Origin of the sequence: Burkholderia sp. AU6039, from assembly GCF_002223365.1 — a bacterium.
GTDB lineage: Bacteria > Pseudomonadota > Gammaproteobacteria > Burkholderiales > Burkholderiaceae > Burkholderia.
The window spans coordinates 491,629-507,502 of record NZ_NKFK01000007.1; the positions used below are offsets into that span (position 1 = coordinate 491,629).

At 65.0% G+C, this 15,874-nt stretch carries 17 protein-coding genes; 9 read left to right on the forward strand and 8 right to left on the reverse strand.

The features are described from left to right. Positions 1 to 101 precede the first annotated feature (101 nt). Entirely contained in the window at positions 102 to 1,022 is a 921-nt protein-coding gene (locus tag CFB39_RS34435) for a LysR family transcriptional regulator (protein WP_089476314.1), read from the forward strand. A 354-nt stretch (positions 1,023 to 1,376) separates the two neighbouring features. Continuing rightward, a complete protein-coding gene (locus tag CFB39_RS34440; RefSeq protein WP_089429851.1) occupies positions 1,377 to 1,916 on the forward strand; it encodes a cytochrome b in 540 nt (179 codons plus the stop codon). A gap of 257 nt (positions 1,917 to 2,173) precedes the next feature. Here CFB39_RS34440 and CFB39_RS34445 read toward each other — a convergent pair whose 3' ends face one another. Then, the gene (locus tag CFB39_RS34445; RefSeq protein WP_089429852.1) at positions 2,174 to 3,340 is read right to left on the reverse strand and encodes a porin; all 1,167 of its coding nucleotides are present in this window, start codon (positions 3,338 to 3,340) and stop codon (positions 2,174 to 2,176) included. A 115-nt stretch (positions 3,341 to 3,455) separates the two neighbouring features. Between CFB39_RS34445 and CFB39_RS39850 the strand changes: the two genes are divergently transcribed. Then, positions 3,456 to 3,926, forward strand: coding sequence for a hypothetical protein (locus CFB39_RS39850; RefSeq protein WP_144030362.1), 471 nt, complete (start codon positions 3,456 to 3,458; stop codon positions 3,924 to 3,926). Positions 3,927 to 4,075: 149 nt separating this feature from the next. Beyond that, complete coding sequence (locus CFB39_RS34450; protein ID WP_256991523.1) at positions 4,076 to 4,735, forward strand: substrate-binding domain-containing protein; 660 nt, start codon at positions 4,076 to 4,078, stop codon at positions 4,733 to 4,735. Positions 4,736 to 4,862: 127 nt separating this feature from the next. Here CFB39_RS34450 and CFB39_RS34455 read toward each other — a convergent pair whose 3' ends face one another. Continuing rightward, complete coding sequence (locus CFB39_RS34455; protein WP_089476315.1) at positions 4,863 to 5,786, reverse strand: LysR family transcriptional regulator; 924 nt, start codon at positions 5,784 to 5,786, stop codon at positions 4,863 to 4,865. A gap of 67 nt (positions 5,787 to 5,853) precedes the next feature. Here CFB39_RS34455 and CFB39_RS34460 point away from each other — a divergent pair, with 67 nt between their 5' ends. Then, the gene (locus CFB39_RS34460; protein WP_089476533.1) at positions 5,854 to 6,471 is read left to right on the forward strand and encodes a LysE family translocator; all 618 of its coding nucleotides are present in this window, start codon (positions 5,854 to 5,856) and stop codon (positions 6,469 to 6,471) included. Between the two features lie 86 nt (positions 6,472 to 6,557). Here the strand turns inward: CFB39_RS34460 and CFB39_RS34465 are convergent, their stop codons facing one another. Continuing rightward, positions 6,558 to 7,190, reverse strand: coding sequence for an FMN-dependent NADH-azoreductase (locus CFB39_RS34465; protein ID WP_089476316.1), 633 nt, complete (start codon positions 7,188 to 7,190; stop codon positions 6,558 to 6,560). A 132-nt stretch (positions 7,191 to 7,322) separates the two neighbouring features. Here CFB39_RS34465 and CFB39_RS34470 point away from each other — a divergent pair, with 132 nt between their 5' ends. Beyond that, a complete protein-coding gene (locus tag CFB39_RS34470; protein WP_089476317.1) occupies positions 7,323 to 8,201 on the forward strand; it encodes a LysR substrate-binding domain-containing protein in 879 nt (292 codons plus the stop codon). A 119-nt stretch (positions 8,202 to 8,320) separates the two neighbouring features. Here CFB39_RS34470 and CFB39_RS34475 read toward each other — a convergent pair whose 3' ends face one another. Then, complete coding sequence (locus tag CFB39_RS34475; protein WP_089476318.1) at positions 8,321 to 9,796, reverse strand: coniferyl aldehyde dehydrogenase; 1,476 nt, start codon at positions 9,794 to 9,796, stop codon at positions 8,321 to 8,323. A gap of 99 nt (positions 9,797 to 9,895) precedes the next feature. Here CFB39_RS34475 and CFB39_RS34480 point away from each other — a divergent pair, with 99 nt between their 5' ends. After that, on the forward strand, positions 9,896 to 10,549 hold the full coding sequence (locus tag CFB39_RS34480; RefSeq protein ID WP_089476319.1) for a TetR/AcrR family transcriptional regulator: 654 nt from the start codon (positions 9,896 to 9,898) through the stop codon (positions 10,547 to 10,549). Positions 10,550 to 10,680: 131 nt separating this feature from the next. After that, on the forward strand, positions 10,681 to 11,364 hold the full coding sequence (locus tag CFB39_RS34485; RefSeq protein WP_089476534.1) for a type 1 glutamine amidotransferase domain-containing protein: 684 nt from the start codon (positions 10,681 to 10,683) through the stop codon (positions 11,362 to 11,364). 23 nt (positions 11,365 to 11,387) lie between these two features. Here the strand turns inward: CFB39_RS34485 and CFB39_RS34490 are convergent, their stop codons facing one another. The 4 genes from CFB39_RS34490 to CFB39_RS34505 form a co-directional block, all read right to left on the reverse strand. Further along, positions 11,388 to 11,879, reverse strand: coding sequence for a MerR family transcriptional regulator (locus tag CFB39_RS34490; RefSeq protein WP_179257786.1), 492 nt, complete (start codon positions 11,877 to 11,879; stop codon positions 11,388 to 11,390). A 129-nt stretch (positions 11,880 to 12,008) separates the two neighbouring features. Further along, positions 12,009 to 13,253, reverse strand: a complete 1,245-nt coding sequence (locus CFB39_RS34495) for a trans-acting enoyl reductase family protein (RefSeq protein WP_089476321.1) — start codon at positions 13,251 to 13,253, stop codon at positions 12,009 to 12,011. 43 nt (positions 13,254 to 13,296) lie between these two features. Continuing rightward, positions 13,297 to 14,214 (reverse strand): acetoacetate decarboxylase, encoded by a 918-nt coding sequence (locus CFB39_RS34500; RefSeq protein WP_089476322.1) that lies wholly within the window; start codon positions 14,212 to 14,214, stop codon positions 13,297 to 13,299. Positions 14,215 to 14,390: 176 nt separating this feature from the next. Continuing rightward, positions 14,391 to 14,840 carry a MerR family transcriptional regulator gene (locus CFB39_RS34505; protein ID WP_089476323.1) on the reverse strand — a complete coding sequence of 150 codons (450 nt, stop codon included), beginning with the start codon at positions 14,838 to 14,840 and terminating at the stop codon, positions 14,391 to 14,393. 168 nt (positions 14,841 to 15,008) lie between these two features. Between CFB39_RS34505 and CFB39_RS34510 the strand changes: the two genes are divergently transcribed. Further along, positions 15,009 to 15,839: an alpha/beta fold hydrolase gene (locus CFB39_RS34510; RefSeq protein WP_089464154.1), complete on the forward strand. Its 831-nt coding sequence runs from the start codon at positions 15,009 to 15,011 to the stop codon at positions 15,837 to 15,839. Positions 15,840 to 15,874 lie beyond the last annotated feature (35 nt).

The window sequence follows — 15,874 nt, forward strand, 5'->3', positions numbered from 1 at the left end:
CGTCTCCTTAACGTGTGACGTCACGATAGGAGCCGCCGCATCATGTCGCAATACAATGGATACAATGACATCATTGCCACACGCAATATAATTGACCTGCGATGATTCCGACCGATCTGCCCGACCTCAAGCTGCTGCAATTGTTCGACCTGCTCTACGACACGCGCAGCGTTACGCGCGTGGCCGAACAACTCGGCCAGAGCCAGCCGACCGTCAGCATCTGGCTCGCGCGGTTGCGCGAGCATTTGCACGATCCCCTTTTTATCCGGACGCCCGGCGGCATGGCGCCCACACCGCAAGCGGATGCGCTGATCGGCCCATGTCGGGAGATTCTCGAATCGTTGCGGCGCTTCTCGGCGTGGGAAATCGCCTTCGATCCAGCGACCGCGCAGAGACGCTTTCGCATCTGCATGACCGATGCGAGTCACGTGACGCTGCTGCCGCGTCTGCTCGCCTACGTGCGCGCGCAAGCGCCTCGCGTGCGCCTGGAAGCTGCGCGGATCGACGGCAACACGGAACGCGCGCTCGAATCGGGCGAGGCCGATCTTGCGATCGGATACGTGCCGTGGCTGAGCGGCGGCATCTATCAGCAACAGCTATACGAGCAGGATTGGGTGTGCCTGGCGAATCGCCATCATCCGCGTATTCACAAGCGGCTCGGCGTCAAGGCGTATCGCACCGAAGGCCATGTGGCGATCACGGCAGGAACGGGCACGGCGCTGCTCGAGCAGGCGCTCGTGCGGGAGCGCATTGAACGGCAGGTGGTGCTTGAATTGCCCGGTTTTCTGGGGCTCGGCGCCATTGTGCAGACCACCGATCTGATCACGACCTTGCCGCGCCATATCGGCGAGACGCTGGCTCAGGCCAGCGATCTTTCGGTACATCCCTGCCCCATTCCCGTCGAGGGCTTCGCCGTTCGGCAACACTGGCACGCGCGCTACCACCAGGAGGCCGGCAATCGCTGGCTGCGTTCGGTCGTTGCCCGGCTGTTCGGCATGTCTGGAGCGGACGTTACCGGCTGACGATTTGCCGTTACGGCATCGATGTCTGCGGGTCCGTCGCAACGATCGCGCACACGCTCGCGGCAGGATGGGCGCCGTGACGGAAAGCGACCGTTGGCATGCCGTCGAACATCAGCGATGGTCGCGCCGGCACAAGCCGCACCTCAGACGTCGCAAGTATTGCGGCCGGTGCAATGCCGCCAAGGGCACTCGATTCCTTTCAACACATATCGATTGCCTTCCACATGAAAGGAATGGCGACCGATCCGTGCCGCGGGAATAAAACCATGCCGGCTCCGGTATATCGGGGCGTCAGGCCGCTCACCACGCCGAGCGAGCCGGTGCACGACGCCCAACCGAACCGGAGAGACCGCAATGTCACACCCCAACCACGTCGCCTACACACGCTTCGCGATCGCCATGCACTGGTCGATCGCCATCTTGATCCTGTTGAACCTGATGATCGGGATCTACATGGATACCTTTCCGCACAACTCGTCTCAGTTCAACGGCATCCTGTTCTATCACGCGTCGATCGGCAGCCTGATCTTCATGCTGACCGTGCCACGCCTCGCGTGGCGTGCGACACATACGCCGCCGCCGCTGCCGGCCAGTGTTCCGGCATGGCAGGCGCGGATCGCCGGTGCACTGCACGGCGTGCTGTACCTGCTGCTGTGTCTCGTGCCGCTGACCGGCTACGTGCACCGCCTCGCTGGCGCCCATCCGGTCAGTTTCTTCGGCATCACGGAATTGCCGGTGCTGGTTGGTCGCGACGAACCGCTGCGACTCCTGACCGATTCGCTGCATCGCGCGCTGGTGCTGACGCTGGGCTTGCTGCTGGTCATGCACGTCGCGGCCGGACTGAAACACAAGTTCGTCGATCGGGACGGTGTCGCGGAGCGGATGGGAATCTGAGCGCGACCTGGCGGTTGATGTTCACCCGACACGGCCGCTCGAACATCGGGATCCCCAGCAGCCGACATTCGTCGCTGTACGCAATGTGGATGCGGGATGATCGTCTCGCCATGCAGCAACTTCGTCACTGTCTGCAAAACGAACGATCGATGAGGGGAATTTTCAGCTCACGACACCCGCTCGGGGTGGGGTACTGACAGAAGAGTGCTGCTTTGCCGGAGTAGTGCAGCCACTACTCCGGACTTCCACGCCGGCGATCAGAAGCCGTGGTACATGCCGATGTTGACTTGAACCTGGTTGCCGCCCGATGCGGTGTTGCCAAAGTCCGCAACGGATGCCTGAGCGCCCTTGGCATGAACGTACCCGCCCATCGCGTACAGCGCGGTGCTCTTCGACAGCGAGTACGTCGCACCCAGCGACACCTGGTTGATCGACGCCATCGTGCGGCCCTCGGCAGCCAGCGCGGGCGTGGCCGCGGAGCCGTAGACATATGTGTACCCGGTCGCCAGCGACAGCGCCGGCGTTACCTGGTACTGCAGGAGCGCACCCAGCACGTTGAAGTGAATCGACGGCTGGCCAGCGTTGCCCTGGTACTGCGCGTTCGAGTAGCGCAAGCCGGCCGTGTACGGACCAATCTGATATTGCGTGGCGACTTGCGCGATGCCCGCGCTCTTGAATGCATTGCCGCCGTTGTAACCCGAACTCGGATAGCCCAGCGCACCACCGAAACTCGGCTGCGCCGTTGCGTTCATCCACCCGTTCTCACCCTGGTTTGCCGCATGGAAATAGCCGCCGGCGACCGTCAGACCGCCCTGAGCGTAGTTCGCCGCCACCGACCACGATTGGCCCGAACCCATCGAACCGGCCACGCCGCCGAACGAGTACGCGCCTTCGGCCTGGAAGCCGTGGATGAGCGGCGAAATGTACTTCACGGCGCTGTTCTGGTTCGTCGTGTTGTCGTTGTTGTCCACGTCGCCCGGGGTCGAGAACGTCGACGCCGAAATGGCGTCGCCCGTCAGGACCTGAACCATTTCCGTCACGGCGTCGAGCTGGCGCCCCAGACGCACGGTACCGTACTGATCGGAAGCGAGCGATACGTATGCCTGGCGGTTGAACAACGAGCGCGTGGAACCGATGGGCCCCTGGCCGCCTATGCCGCCCGTCCCAATGTTGAAGCCGTTTTCGATCTTGAAGATCGCCTTGAGGCCGCCGCCGAGATCCTCCGTCCCCCTGAGGCCCCACTTGTTCGAACCTGCGGCACCACCATCGAGGCCGAACCGCTTGTGGCCATTGATGTTCGACGTGTAGCCGATACCTGCATCGAGCATGCCGTACAGGGTGATCGACGACTGTGCCATTGCTGCCGACGATGCTGCGAAGGCGGCAACAGCGATAACGCTGACCTTGATTTTCTTGTTTTTCATCTGTATTTCACTGTCAGGAGTGGTTGCGGGATTGTTTGAAACGGGTTTTGTTGTATTCGAATGCAGATGACGGCGCATGGGCTGCACGTCGTCTCAGGTTGCAGCAGCCGGCTTCATGTTCGCCAGATCGGCATATTCGACTCGATCATTTCGTCATCCTCAAAATTTCATGCAGGAAGGCGCCTCGCATCTCGACCTGTCCGGCATTCCCTCGATTGGAACCATCGCGGCGTCCCGCCTGGACGAAAGCCGCTGCGTTGCTTTTGTGGTCGCTCGAGCCATGCGGCACCGTGGATGGGTCATGTGCCGATTCCACGAAACCGAAAAACTCGAGCAGATCACCGCGCTAAGCCGAACGTTTCTCCGATGGCATTTCGAAGAAGTACTCCATTGTCATGGTCCAAGCCCACGCACTACCCGCGACGACAAACGGCCTGGGCATACCCGCCTCGACCGCCAGTCGATCGATCGGCCGGTCAGCCGCTGGCGACGGGCACGAACCGTTTCGCCGAGCGACACCGCAGCCGGGGCGCGCTTTGCAGGTGCGAAAAACCATATCAGGAACATAAATCGTCGTCAAAATTAGTTTGATATAAGTTAATCGCGTCTGATAACCCTTAGCTTTATCAGGATTTCCCTAATAGAAAGCGGCGCCAAGGCAAGGCGCTAGCGAGATTGCCGCGCGCGTGCCGGCCGACCGCCGCCGGCCGGCAGATTCTCGAGTTCGCCGGGAAAATGGAGGAGCACGCGTTTGCGATCGAGCGCCTCGCGCTCACGGAACATCTGCCGATGCACGGCACCGTGACGATCAGCGTGCCGCCCGTGCTCGCCAACAATTTCTACGCGAATCATCTGTATGCGTTCGCGCAAATGCATCCGGGCATTCGGCTGTCGATGGCCAGCCAGGCGCAAAGCGTATCGCTCGCCCGTCGTGAAGCGGATATCGCCGTGCGCCTGTTCCGCCCCGACGAGCCGCAAAACGCGACGCGCAAGCTGGGCGAGATGGCTTTCGGGCTCTATGCGAGTCGCGACTACGCGCACGCGTCGACGCCTGACGATTGGGCGTTCATCTGCTACGACGCGCAATTCGCGGAAATGCCGCATCAGAAGTGGCTCGAATCGATCGCTCGAGGTCGCCGCATCGCGTGCGAAGTCAGCGATATCACGACGCAGCAGGTCGCGGCCCGTACCGGAATCGGCGTCGCGGGCCTGCCCGTGTTCATGGGCGATGACGATCCGGGGTTGCAGCGCTTGCCGTTCGACGGGGAACCGTACGCCCGCGACATCTGGCTGGTCGTGCATGCCGATCTCAGGCATTCCCCGTCGATTCGCGCGGCGATCGATTTCATCGCCGACGTGACGGGAAAGACCTTCGCGCCGGATTCGAGGCAGTAGCGACGTCCATCACCGCGGCGTGCGATACCGGGCGCCGGGATCGATCGCGATGCCTGCGCCGAGCTTCACCACGCCCCTTCTTGCGGGCGCGTGGCGTCAACACCCATCTGCACACACACGCGCCCCATCAAACCACCGCCCTCAACCACCCCAGCACATCCCCCTGCGCACTCCCCGCCACCACCGGCTCCGGCGTCAACAAGCAGTAATCCGAACCATCCTCGACGAACCCCATCGGCGCGACGAGCACACCGCTTTCGATGTCATCGCGAACGAGATGCCACGGGCCGATCGCGACACCGAGCCCCGCAACCGCCGCCTGCAGACTGAAATAGAAATGGTCGAACGTCTGCCCGCGCCCGCCCGCGGCGGGCTGGTTCGCCACCACCGCCCATTCCTTCCACGCGTGCGGCCGTGTCCGCGTGTGCAGTCGCGCAACATCCGCCTTCAACGAGCGACTGCCACGACGCGCGGAAAACCACGCATCGACCTTATCCGGCCGGCAGACCGGCCCCACCTTCTCCGCGAACAGCCGCTCCGCGTGATAACCCGCCGGCCACGCAAAGTCATTGCGTCGAATCGCCATGTCGATGCCGCTGTCGAATGAGAACGGACCGCCTGCAGCAGCCAGATGAATGTCGACGCCCGCGTGCCGCGCCTGAAAATCCGGCCAGCGCGGAATCAGCCAGCGCATCAGAAGCGTCGGTTCGCACGACAGCACCCAGCGCCGCGCCCGGGCAGCCTCGGTACGCAATTCCTGCGCGGCGTGGCGCATCAGCCCCAGTCCGTCATGGACGGCCTGCGCCAGCTTGCGGCCCGCATCGGTCAGGAACACGCGACGGCTGCGCCGCTGGAACAGCGCGACGCCCAGGTCGTCCTCGAGCAATCGCACCGCGCGGCTGACCGCGCCATGGGTCAGGCACAGCTCGTCGGCCGCACGGCTGAAATTCTCGTGACGCGCCGCCGCCTCGAAGCAACGCAGCGCCATCAGCGATGGCAGGTTCGTGCGAACGGACTGTGAGTCAATCTCACCATTCTGGTCAGAAATCATCGCTTTTTCCGATGGAACATGATCCATAAGATTGCGCCATCAAGCCATCAATCGCAAGGACAAGACGATGACCGAACTGATAGTTGTAGTCACCATCACGCTGCTGGCCGTGATCAGCCCGGGGCCGGACTTCGCGATGGTCACACGCAACAGCCTGATGCTGTCGCGCCGCTCGGGCGTGCTCACCGCGCTGGGGATCGGGCTCGGCGTGACGGTTCACGTGAGCTACACGCTGCTGGGCGTCGGCCTGCTGATCCGCCAGTCGCTGTGGCTCTTCAATGCCGTCAAGCTGGTCGGCGCGATCTACCTGATCTACCTCGGCGTGAAGATGCTCATGACGAAGGCCGGCAACGGGCAGGCGGATGCACCGGCCGCACCGCTGTCCGACCTGGCCGCGCTGCGCACCGGCTTCCTGACCAATGCGCTGAACCCCAAGACCACGGTGTTCATCGTCAGCCTGTTCATGCAGGCCGTGCGGCCCGACACGCCGTTGATCGTGCAGATCGGCTACGGCGCGTTCATCGCCGTCGCGCATGCCGGCTGGTTCAGCCTGGTGGCCCTGTGCTTCTCCGCGACGGCCGTCCGCGATCGCCTGCTGGCGCTACGGCACTGGATCGACCGCACCTTCGGCTGCCTGCTCGTGGGCTTCGGCGTCGCGCTTGCCATCGCGCGCGGCGGGCGCTGATTCGAAACGGCGCGCCACCCGTCGATGCAACCGACCGGCGCGCTTCGCCGGCGCGCCGGGTGCGCCGGATGCGCCACGCGGTCGCTTTAGAACGTACGCGCGATCGTGCGGGCTTCGTCGATCGCGCGACTGCGATCGACCGCTCCGTCGGGACCAAACAAGGTGCGCTCGACGACGATCCCGGTGACGTCCTTCACGCCCACGAACTTGAGCCAGGTCTCCATGTACGGGCGCTGCAGATCGAATTCGGCCGCCGGGGTAAATGAGCCCGGCGACTGATAACCGAGCCCGCGCGCGTAGACCACCGCCGCCTTTTTCCCGGCCAGCTTGCCGGCGAAACCTGTGCCGTCGAACGTGAACAGCACGTCCTTCTGCGAGATCACGTCGATCAGGTGCTTGAGTTTGTACGGAATACTGAAATTCCACAGCGGCACGCCGAACAGGAGCTTGTCCGCTTCGTGGAACGGCGCCGCGAGCTGCTCGATCCGTTGCCATGCCGCCGCCTGAGCCGGCGTCAACACCTTGCCGCTCAGTCCCGCATATTTCGCGGCCAGCGCGGCTTCGTCGAATTCGGGTATCGCCAGATTCCAGATGTCGAGCGTCTGTATTTCGTGATCGGGATGCGTGTGTCGGTACGCATCGAGAAAGGCATTGCACACGTCGATGGACGCCGAATAGTCCTTGTTGGGTGAGCCTTCGATATAGAGCACGCGTGTCATGAAACCGGTCCTTGCCGAAAGTGACGGCGACGCGCGGGATGCGCGATCGCCCACTGCGCTTCGCAGCCTATCGGATCGACCTATAATCCGGAAACGATATGAATTGATCGAATTAACCCGAATTGGTGATCAATGAACACGCCGCTCGACACCTCACTGCTTCATACGTTCGTCGCCATCGCCGACGTGCGGAGCTTTACCGGCGCAGGTCGCAGGCTGCATCTCAGCCAGTCCGCGGTCAGCGCGCAGATCGCTCGTCTCGAGGAGCAGGTCGGCCGGGCGCTGCTCGCCCGCAATACGCGCAGCGTCACGCTCACCGAGCATGGCCGGATGCTGCTCGGCTACGCGCGCGCGATGCTCAACCTCAGCGAGGAAGCGAAGACGAAATTGGGCAGCGGCAACGCAGTCGATGTCACGCTGCGCATCGGCGCATCGGAGGATGTGGCGGGGGGCTGGCTGCCCGACGTGATGCGCCGCCACGGCGCCGCGCGGCGCGGCTTGCGGCTGAATCTGACGGTCGACATCGGCGACAGCCTGTTTCAACGGCACGCCGACGGCGAATTCGATCTCGTGATCGGCAGCCGGTGCGCGCACACGCGCCAGGGCGCGACGTTGTGGCGAGAGCCGCTCGTCTGGGCGTTCGCGCGCCACGAGCCGCTGCCGGAAGGCGATGTGCCGCTCGCGTGCTTCCCCGATCCGTGCCCTTACCGGGGCGCTGCCATCAAGGCGCTCGCGCTGGCAGGCATGCCCTATTTCATCGCATGCGAAAGCCCGAGCGTCACGGGCATCCGCACGTTCGCGCGCGCCGGCATCGCGATTGCACCGGTGCCGCGCGGCGCGATCGACGACACGCTCCGCGAGCTGGGCGTATCAGAAGGCTTGCCGGCGCTGCCGGACATGGAATTCGTGATGATGCATGACGCGGGAATGCCGGCCGCCGTCGAATTCGCCGCGACGCTTGTCGATGAAACCGCCATTCGCAACGGGGCCGGCCTGCGCAACCGGCCCTAGCGTGCCGTTCGGTCACGGCCGAGGTTCGATCACATGCACTTACCGACGCATGCGCGCTCGACCACTATGGCGCGCCGCATGCGAAGCAGCCGCGCGCCGGTCGCGGTGTGGCGGCGGTCTCAGCGCTTCGCGCTCAATCCCGCCCGCACGCCCGCCGGTTCCCGGCTGCGCCCGAGCAGCGCCGCCAGCGACAGATCCGCGAGCTTGCCGAACGGCGCACGCAGCAGGCTCGGCAGGTTCCAGCGCCCCAGCACGAACACGCCCTTCGCATGGCTCATCGCGCGGAATCCCTCGATGCCGTGATATGCACCCATTCCGCTCGGGCCAACGCCGCCGAACGGCAAGTCTTCCTGCGCGACATGCAGGAGCGTGTTGTTGATGCCGACATTGCCCGACGTGGTGCGCTTGAGCAACGACTCGCAGTCGCTGTCCTGCGCGCCGAAGTAGTACAGCGCGAGCGGCCGCGGACGCGCATTCACGTAGTCGACGACTTCGTCGATCGTGCGATACGTGCGCACCGGCAGGATCGGCCCGAAGATCTCTTCCTGCATGACGGTCGTATCGTCACCGGCCCCGACGATCAGCGTGGGCGCGAGCGTCCGCTTGCGGGTGGCCGCCTGCTGCGGATTCACGCCCGCCTCGATCACGCGCGCGCCCTTGCTGCGCGCTTCGTCGATGAGACCTTTCAGGCGATCGAAATGCCGGTCGCTGACGATCGACGTGTAGTCGGCACTGGTCGGCCCGCCCGGATAGAAGCGCGCGACGGCCGCATCGTATTGCGCGACGAACGCGTCGAGATCGTCTTCATGCACCAGCGCATAGTCGGGCGCGACGCAGGTCTGCCCGCCATTCGACAGCTTGCCGAACACGATGCTGGACATCGTCCGGCCGTCGACATGCCCTCTCGCGACGATCGCCGGGCTCTTGCCGCCGAGTTCGAGCGTCACCGGCACCAGGTTGTCGCTGGCGGCCTTCATGACCTTGCGGCCCACCTGCGTGCTGCCGGTGAACAGCAGATGATCGAACGGCAAGCCGCTGAAGGCGGCGCCGACTTCCGGGCCGCCGAGCACGACCGCGACTTCCTCGCTCGGGAAGGTTTCCGCGAGCATCCGGCGCATCACCTCGCTGGTGCGCGGCGTCAGTTCCGACGGCTTGAGCATCGCGCGGTTGCCCGCGGCCAGCGCGGTGGCCAGCGGAATGAACGTGAGCGCGAACGGGTAATTCCACGGCGCCATCACGCCGATGACACCCAGCGGCTGGTACTCCACGCGCGCGTGCCCGGCCCGGTAAAAGATCCCGACGTGCCGGCGCTGCGGCTTCGTGAAGCGACGCAGGTTGCGCGTCAGGTAGTCGATCGCCTGGATCACGCCGACCAGTTCCATGATCGCGGTCTCGTGCCGCGAGCGATGCCCGAAATCGGCGCTGACCGCCTCCTCCACTTCGCTGCGATACGCGAGCACCACGGCACGCAGCCGCGCGAGCCGCGCCTTGCGCTGCTGCACGCTCGGCGGCCCCTCGCTGACGAACGCGTTGCGCTGGCGGGCCAGCAACGCCGCCGGGTCGAAGCTCGAGCTGGATTCTGCGGAAATGGCCATGGTGCACCTCACGAGGTTGCGTCGATGTAGACACTGTCAACTTGCATGCGGCGGATCATAGGCTCACAATGTGTTCCCTGTCAACATAGGAGCAACGCGATGTCGTCGGATGAGGCTGCGGACGCCGGGCAAAAGGCTTATCACCACGGGGATCTGCGGCGCGCGATCATCGACACGGCGCTCGACACGCTGCAGGAGCAACAGGGCTGGCAGTTCACGCTGCGCGAAATCGCGCGGCGCGCGAACGTCAGCCACTCGGCGCCGTACCGGCATTTCCCGGACAAGGCCGCGTTGCTGCACGAGCTCGCGCTGATCGGCTTCGATCGGCTGAACGAAGACCTCGCCGCGTCCGTCGATCCCGCGGCGGATGCACCTGACGTGCTGCGCGCGCTCGCTTACGCCCATCTCGCGTTCGGGCAGCGCAACCCGGATCTCTATCGACTGATGTTTGCCGCGGATGCCGGCGAGCCCACGGACATCCATCTCGATCCGCGCGTGCAGGCGCCGCTCCTGCTGGTCGTCGACATCCTGGAACACGGCCAGCGCGCCGGCACGATCCGTCCGCGCCCGGCGCTCGGCCAGGCGACCGCCTGCTGGGCGCATCTGCATGGGCTGACGATGCTGGCGATCGACGGGCGGCTGGTGCGCGAGAAGGTTGGCGATCACGCGATCGAAGATGCGCTGACCACCTTGCTGGACGGTCTCGTGCTGCCCGTCAGCCCCGCGCGGCCAGCGAAGACGAAAAGGCCTTGACCTTCAACTTTGCTTGAAGGTTATGGTTTGCCTCGGCAGCGTATCGAGGCCATGGGTATGGGTACTGCCATCCGACGATCCGGCGGCGCGTCGACGACGTCCGCCCGTGGCCGATGAAAGGGAACCGCATCATGAGCAAGCGCATCCTTCACGTGGTCAGCAATGTCGCGCACTACGCCGATCCGTCGCAACCGACCGGCCTGTGGCTGTCCGAGCTGACCCATGCCCATCACATCTTTGCGGCGAAAGGCTATGAGCAGCGGCTGGTGAGCCCCAAGGGCGGCGTGTCGCCGCTCGAGCCGCGCTCGCTCAAATGGCCGCACGCCGACGCCGCCGCGAAAGCGTGGCGCGCCGACAAGGCCAATGAAGCGCTGCTGGCCACCACCGCGCGCCCCGACGAGATCGATCCGGCCGATTTCGATGCGATCTACTTCACCGGCGGCCATGCGGTGATGTGGGACTACCCGGACGATGCGGGGCTGCAGCGGCTCACGCGCGAGATCTACGAGCGCGGCGGTGTCGTATCGTCGGTCTGTCACGGCTACTGCGGGTTGCTGAATACCAAGCTGTCGGACGGCTCGCTGCTGGTTGCCGGACGCCGGATCACCGGCTACTCGTGGGTCGAGGAAATCCTGGCCGGCGTCGCCAAGAAGGTGCCGTACAACGTCGAGGAGCAGATGCAGCAGCGTGGCGCGCGCTACGAGAAGGCGCTGCTGCCGTTCACGTCGTACGTCGTCGTCGACGGCCGGCTCGTGACCGGCCAGAATCCGCAATCGGCGAAGGCGACCGCGGAACAGGTCGTCGCGCTGCTGTGACGTGATGCGCCGGCGCGCTGCCGCTAGGCGCGGGGCGACCGGCGGCGCACAACCGCTTCATCGCGATCGGCGGCGGCAGTCGTAGCCTCACCGCCGCTGCCCTCCGCCGCATGCCCCGGCGGGATGCGCGACAGCAATCGCTTCGCATGGGTTGCGCAATCGACCGACTCCGGTTTCGCGGCGATGTCGGCAATCAGCGCCACGATCTGCGCCTTGCTTTGCGCGAGCCGCGCCTCCAGCGCCTCGATGTCCCGCACCTTGCCGCACAGCGCATCCAGCAACGAAGCGCAGGGCCACTGCGCGAGGTCGGCCGGCATCAGCGTGCGAATCTCGTCGAGACTGAAATCCGCCTTCTGCGCGGCCGTGATCAGGTCGAGCACCGTCACCGCTTCCTGCGGATAGGTGCGATAGCCGTTCGCTTCGCGCTCGACGAGCGTCAACAGACCGATGCGTTCGTAAAAGCGGATGCGCGAAGAGGTCAGGCCGGTGCGTTCCGCCAGTTCCCCGATCTTCATGTTCCGATACTCCCCGGCCGGATCGCGTCCGGCCATCTGCCCCGTCGTGACTGTCTTTTGTCTCCCGATGTTGTTTCGCAATCCGATCTTTATCGGCTTCCTGTCGAATGGCGACCTGACGGCGCGCGCTCAAATCACTTCAAAACGCAGCCCCGCATGGCAAACCAGGCGCTCGATGTAGCGCGCGTCGAACATCGTCGCGGGCGTCCAGAAGCCGCCGCCGCGTCCGGTCTTGACGCCGTCGTCGACGCAATCCAGCGCGAGACTGATCGCGGCCTGGCCGAGCATCTTGCCGGTGGAGCCGTAGCCGGGATCGCGATCGCCGGTGACTTTCACGCGCAAGGTCTTCCCGTCGTCGGTGCGGCCGAAGAAGCGCAGATCGTAGCGGCCGGCCAGCTGCGCCGCGGCGCTCGGCCCCTCGCCGGGTTTCGGCAGCAGGAAGCGCTCCATCAGGCCGCGCACCGGCTTGATGACGACACCCACCATGAACGCGCCGAGACCGGCCACCATCGTCACCGCGGTCAGCCGGCCCTTGAGGCCCGTGCCCGTCATCACCGCTTCGTCATACGTGAAGCGGCTGCCGTACGCATTGCCGGCAAGCGCATTGGAGCGATGCACGACACGCTCGTTGATCGCCGCCATCACGAACGGCGCGATCCACGCGTCGAAGTCGCGATCGAATGCGGCGGATCGCACCGCATGCTGGCGCATCGTGAAGCCATGCCCCTGCGGGCACAGCGAATACGGATCGAGCAGTTCCCGGCGCAACGCAGGATCGGCCGCCGCTTCCCGGACGACGTTGATCACGCTCGCCACCGTGCCGCCCGACGCGCCGCCCTTCAGCGTTTTCACCCGCATCTTCACCTGCGCGGCCGGCACGCCCCACTGCTGCCGCGCCTGCTGCTGCAGGAAGAACACGCCCATGTCCGACGGCACCGAATCGAAGCCGCAGCAATGGACGATGCGCGCGCCGGACTGACGCGCAGCAGGCTCGTACCTGTCGATCATCCGCTTGATCCATTGCGTCTCGCCCGTGAGGTCGCAGTAGTCGGTGCCGGTTTCCGCACAGACCCTGACCAGCGGCTCCCCGTAAAGCGCATAAGGGCCAACGGTGGACACGACCACCCGCGTCTGTGCGCAGAGCGCGCGAAGCTGCGCTTCGTCGGCCGCGTCGGCGACGATGATCTGCACCGACTGCCCGGCCGCGCCCAGCGTATCCCTGACCTGCCTGAGCTTCGCTTCGGAACGGCCGGCGATGGCCCAGCGCAGCGTCTCGCCGCTGCCTGACAGGTACTCGGACAGGTAGCGGGCGAGGATCTGCCCGACGAAACTGGTGGCGCCAAATACGACGAGATCGTGGGTCGGACGGGTCATGGGCGATTCCTTCGGCGCGGGCGTGCCGCGAAGTGGCGTGGCGTCAGCGTGGCTTTCCGGGTTCATCGAAGGCCTTCAACGGGGTCGGCAGGTTCAGCACCAGCTGCGCGTCCTTCACCACGTCGAGACGCAGGATGGTGGATGCGCCCAGCCCGTCGAGCAGCTGGCTCAGCGGGCCGCCGTGCCGCACGAGCTCGACGTTGCGCGGCAGCAGGCGCTGGGCGAACGATAGCGCATTCGTCTGCACGAATGTCTGGTGCCATTCGCCGTCGATGCGGTTGATCATCGTCGACGTGCCCATGTGCGACTGCGACGCGACGTTCGTCAGCTCGGGCATCGGCACGCTCAGGCTCAGGTCCGGCCGGCCGCCGGGGCCGGCAATGCGGGCGCTGGCGGTGGCGTCGAGTTTCACGTCGATATCGGCGAGCCACTTGGGCAGCTGATAGCCGTGCACGCCGCGCACCCGCGCGATTTCCGTGGTGACCGGCAGCGCGAGCACGTGCGCGAAGAAGCTCCGGCGCCGCATCGAATCGAGCAGCTCGAGCGCGTGCGATCCGGTCGAGCCGGGCCGCCGGATCACCACCGCGACCGACACTTCGTCATACGGATCGTTGTCGCACACCGAATACGAGAAGAAGGTCAGCGCGACCAGCCCGTACCCGGGGAGCGCGCGCAACGGCTCGAGCGGCACCGGCAGCGTGGTCCGCAGGCGTTCGAGCGGCGCAAGGAACAGCAGCTGAATGCTGCTGGAACGGTAGTAGAAATTCGGCGCCCAAGTCGGGCCGACCCGCGACGCAACCTGACGCTTCGGAATCCGACGGAAAAAATCGATGTTCCCCGCCGCGGGATCGCGCGCCACTTCGTCGAGGTCAGGATTCATCCGGAACCGGTCGTAGTACCCGCCTTCGGGCACGTCGACCTTGTGTGGGCCGAATTCGACCTGTGTAAACCGCCTGTCCATGTTCGTCGCCTCTCGTCGATGATCGACCGTGGCAGGCAACACCCGATGCCCGCTGACTCACCGCCGTCAGCAAGCACTCTAAGATTTAAGTCAACTTTAAGGTCAAGGCCCCGAGTAGAGGGGCACGTCGGATTGCGTCCGGGCGACCGGCAGGCGCTCAGCATGCCGGCGCCGGATCATTTGGCGGTCGTGCGACGACCCTTGCCGGGTGTCGACACCTCGCCCGGATTGCGCAACCGGTCCATCACCCAGCGCGTACGCTCCGAGCAGGTCAGTTCGGCCGGCCGGTTCTTGATGCTGTCGATCGCAACGCGCAGTTGCGCCTTGTTCTCCTCGAGGTGCTTCTGCATCGCGTCGATCTCGGCGACTTTCCGTTCGAGCGCCTCCACCAGCCCGTCATGCTGCCAGTTGCCGGCTTTCAACGGCAGCAGATGGCGGATCTGCTCCAGCGAGAATCCGGCGCTCTGTGCGCCGGCGATGATCTCGAGCATCCACACCGCGTCGTCGCCGTATTCGCGATAACCATTCGTGCCGCGCTCCACGGCCGTGAGCAGCCCCTCAGCCTCGTAGAAACGGATCCGCGAGGCCGTCAGGCCACTGAGCTTCGCGAGCTCGCCGATTCTCATCCCTGCCTCTCCAGCGTGTTGACATTAAACCTAACTTTAAACCTAGAGTGAACGCATCGCCAAGGCAGGCGGGCAGCGGATGCCACCGCATGCGCAGCGCCGGCCTGGCGACCCTCGCGAACGGCAGGACCGTCACGAATCGATATCGCCCACCGAACAGGAGCAGACATGGGATACGTCACAACGCAGGATGGCGTCGACATCTTCTACAAGGACTGGGGGCCGCGCGACGCGCAGGTCATCTTCTTTCATCATGGCTGGCCGCTCAGCGCCGACGACTGGGATGCGCAAATGCTCTTCTTCCTGGCACAGGGCTATCGCGTGATCGCGCACGACCGTCGCGGCCATGGGCGCTCCAGCCAGGTCTGGGACGGTCATGACATGGATCACTACGCGGACGACGTCGCCGCGGTCGTGAATCACCTCGGCGTGCAAGGCGCCGTTCATGTCGGCCATTCGACCGGCGGCGGCGAGGTGATCCACTACGTCGCCCGTCACGGCGAAGACCGCGTCGCCAAGGCCGTGCTGATCAGCGCCGTTCCGCCGCTGATGGTCAAGACGGACAGCAATCCGGGCGGCCTGCCGAAAGACGTGTTCGACAACCTCCAGGCGCAACTCGCGGCGAACCGTGCGCAGTTCTACTACGACGTGCCCGCCGGCCCGTTCTACGGCTATAACCGCGACGGCGCGAAGCCGTCGCAAGGCGTCATCTGGAACTGGTGGCGGCAGGGCATGATGGGCAGCGCGAAGGCGCACTACGACGGCATCGTCGCGTTCTCGCAGACCGACTTCACCGAAGACCTGAAAAGCACCACGATCCCCGTTCTCGTGATGCATGGCGACGACGACCAGATCGTCCCATATGCGGATTCCGGGCTCCTGTCGGCGAAGCTGGCGAGGAACAGCACGCTGAAGACGTATGCGGGCTTCCCGCATGGCATGCCCACGTCCAACGCCGAAACGATCAACGCCGATCTGCTCGCGTTCATCCGCGGCTGAAAATTGACGAGGCCACTGCGGCCTTCAGTTGCCCT

Excerpts from the sequence above, each read along its gene's own strand:
- CFB39_RS34435 (WP_089476314.1), top strand. The coding sequence starts at position 102 with ATGATTCCGACCGATCTGCCCGACCTCAAGCTGCTGCAATTGTTCGAC.
- CFB39_RS34440 (WP_089429851.1), top strand. The coding sequence starts at position 1,377 with ATGTCACACCCCAACCACGTCGCCTACACACGCTTCGCGATCGCCATG.
- CFB39_RS34445 (WP_089429852.1), bottom strand. The coding sequence starts at position 3,340 with ATGAAAAACAAGAAAATCAAGGTCAGCGTTATCGCTGTTGCCGCCTTC.
- CFB39_RS39850 (WP_144030362.1), top strand. The coding sequence starts at position 3,456 with ATGTTCGCCAGATCGGCATATTCGACTCGATCATTTCGTCATCCTCAA.
- CFB39_RS34450 (WP_256991523.1), top strand. The coding sequence starts at position 4,076 with ATGGAGGAGCACGCGTTTGCGATCGAGCGCCTCGCGCTCACGGAACAT.
- CFB39_RS34455 (WP_089476315.1), bottom strand. The coding sequence starts at position 5,786 with ATGATTTCTGACCAGAATGGTGAGATTGACTCACAGTCCGTTCGCACG.
- CFB39_RS34460 (WP_089476533.1), top strand. The coding sequence starts at position 5,854 with ATGACCGAACTGATAGTTGTAGTCACCATCACGCTGCTGGCCGTGATC.
- CFB39_RS34465 (WP_089476316.1), bottom strand. The coding sequence starts at position 7,190 with ATGACACGCGTGCTCTATATCGAAGGCTCACCCAACAAGGACTATTCG.
- CFB39_RS34470 (WP_089476317.1), top strand. The coding sequence starts at position 7,323 with ATGAACACGCCGCTCGACACCTCACTGCTTCATACGTTCGTCGCCATC.
- CFB39_RS34475 (WP_089476318.1), bottom strand. The coding sequence starts at position 9,796 with ATGGCCATTTCCGCAGAATCCAGCTCGAGCTTCGACCCGGCGGCGTTG.
- CFB39_RS34480 (WP_089476319.1), top strand. The coding sequence starts at position 9,896 with ATGTCGTCGGATGAGGCTGCGGACGCCGGGCAAAAGGCTTATCACCAC.
- CFB39_RS34485 (WP_089476534.1), top strand. The coding sequence starts at position 10,681 with ATGAGCAAGCGCATCCTTCACGTGGTCAGCAATGTCGCGCACTACGCC.
- CFB39_RS34490 (WP_179257786.1), bottom strand. The coding sequence starts at position 11,879 with ATGAAGATCGGGGAACTGGCGGAACGCACCGGCCTGACCTCTTCGCGC.
- CFB39_RS34495 (WP_089476321.1), bottom strand. The coding sequence starts at position 13,253 with ATGACCCGTCCGACCCACGATCTCGTCGTATTTGGCGCCACCAGTTTC.
- CFB39_RS34500 (WP_089476322.1), bottom strand. The coding sequence starts at position 14,214 with ATGGACAGGCGGTTTACACAGGTCGAATTCGGCCCACACAAGGTCGAC.
- CFB39_RS34505 (WP_089476323.1), bottom strand. The coding sequence starts at position 14,840 with ATGAGAATCGGCGAGCTCGCGAAGCTCAGTGGCCTGACGGCCTCGCGG.
- CFB39_RS34510 (WP_089464154.1), top strand. The coding sequence starts at position 15,009 with ATGGGATACGTCACAACGCAGGATGGCGTCGACATCTTCTACAAGGAC.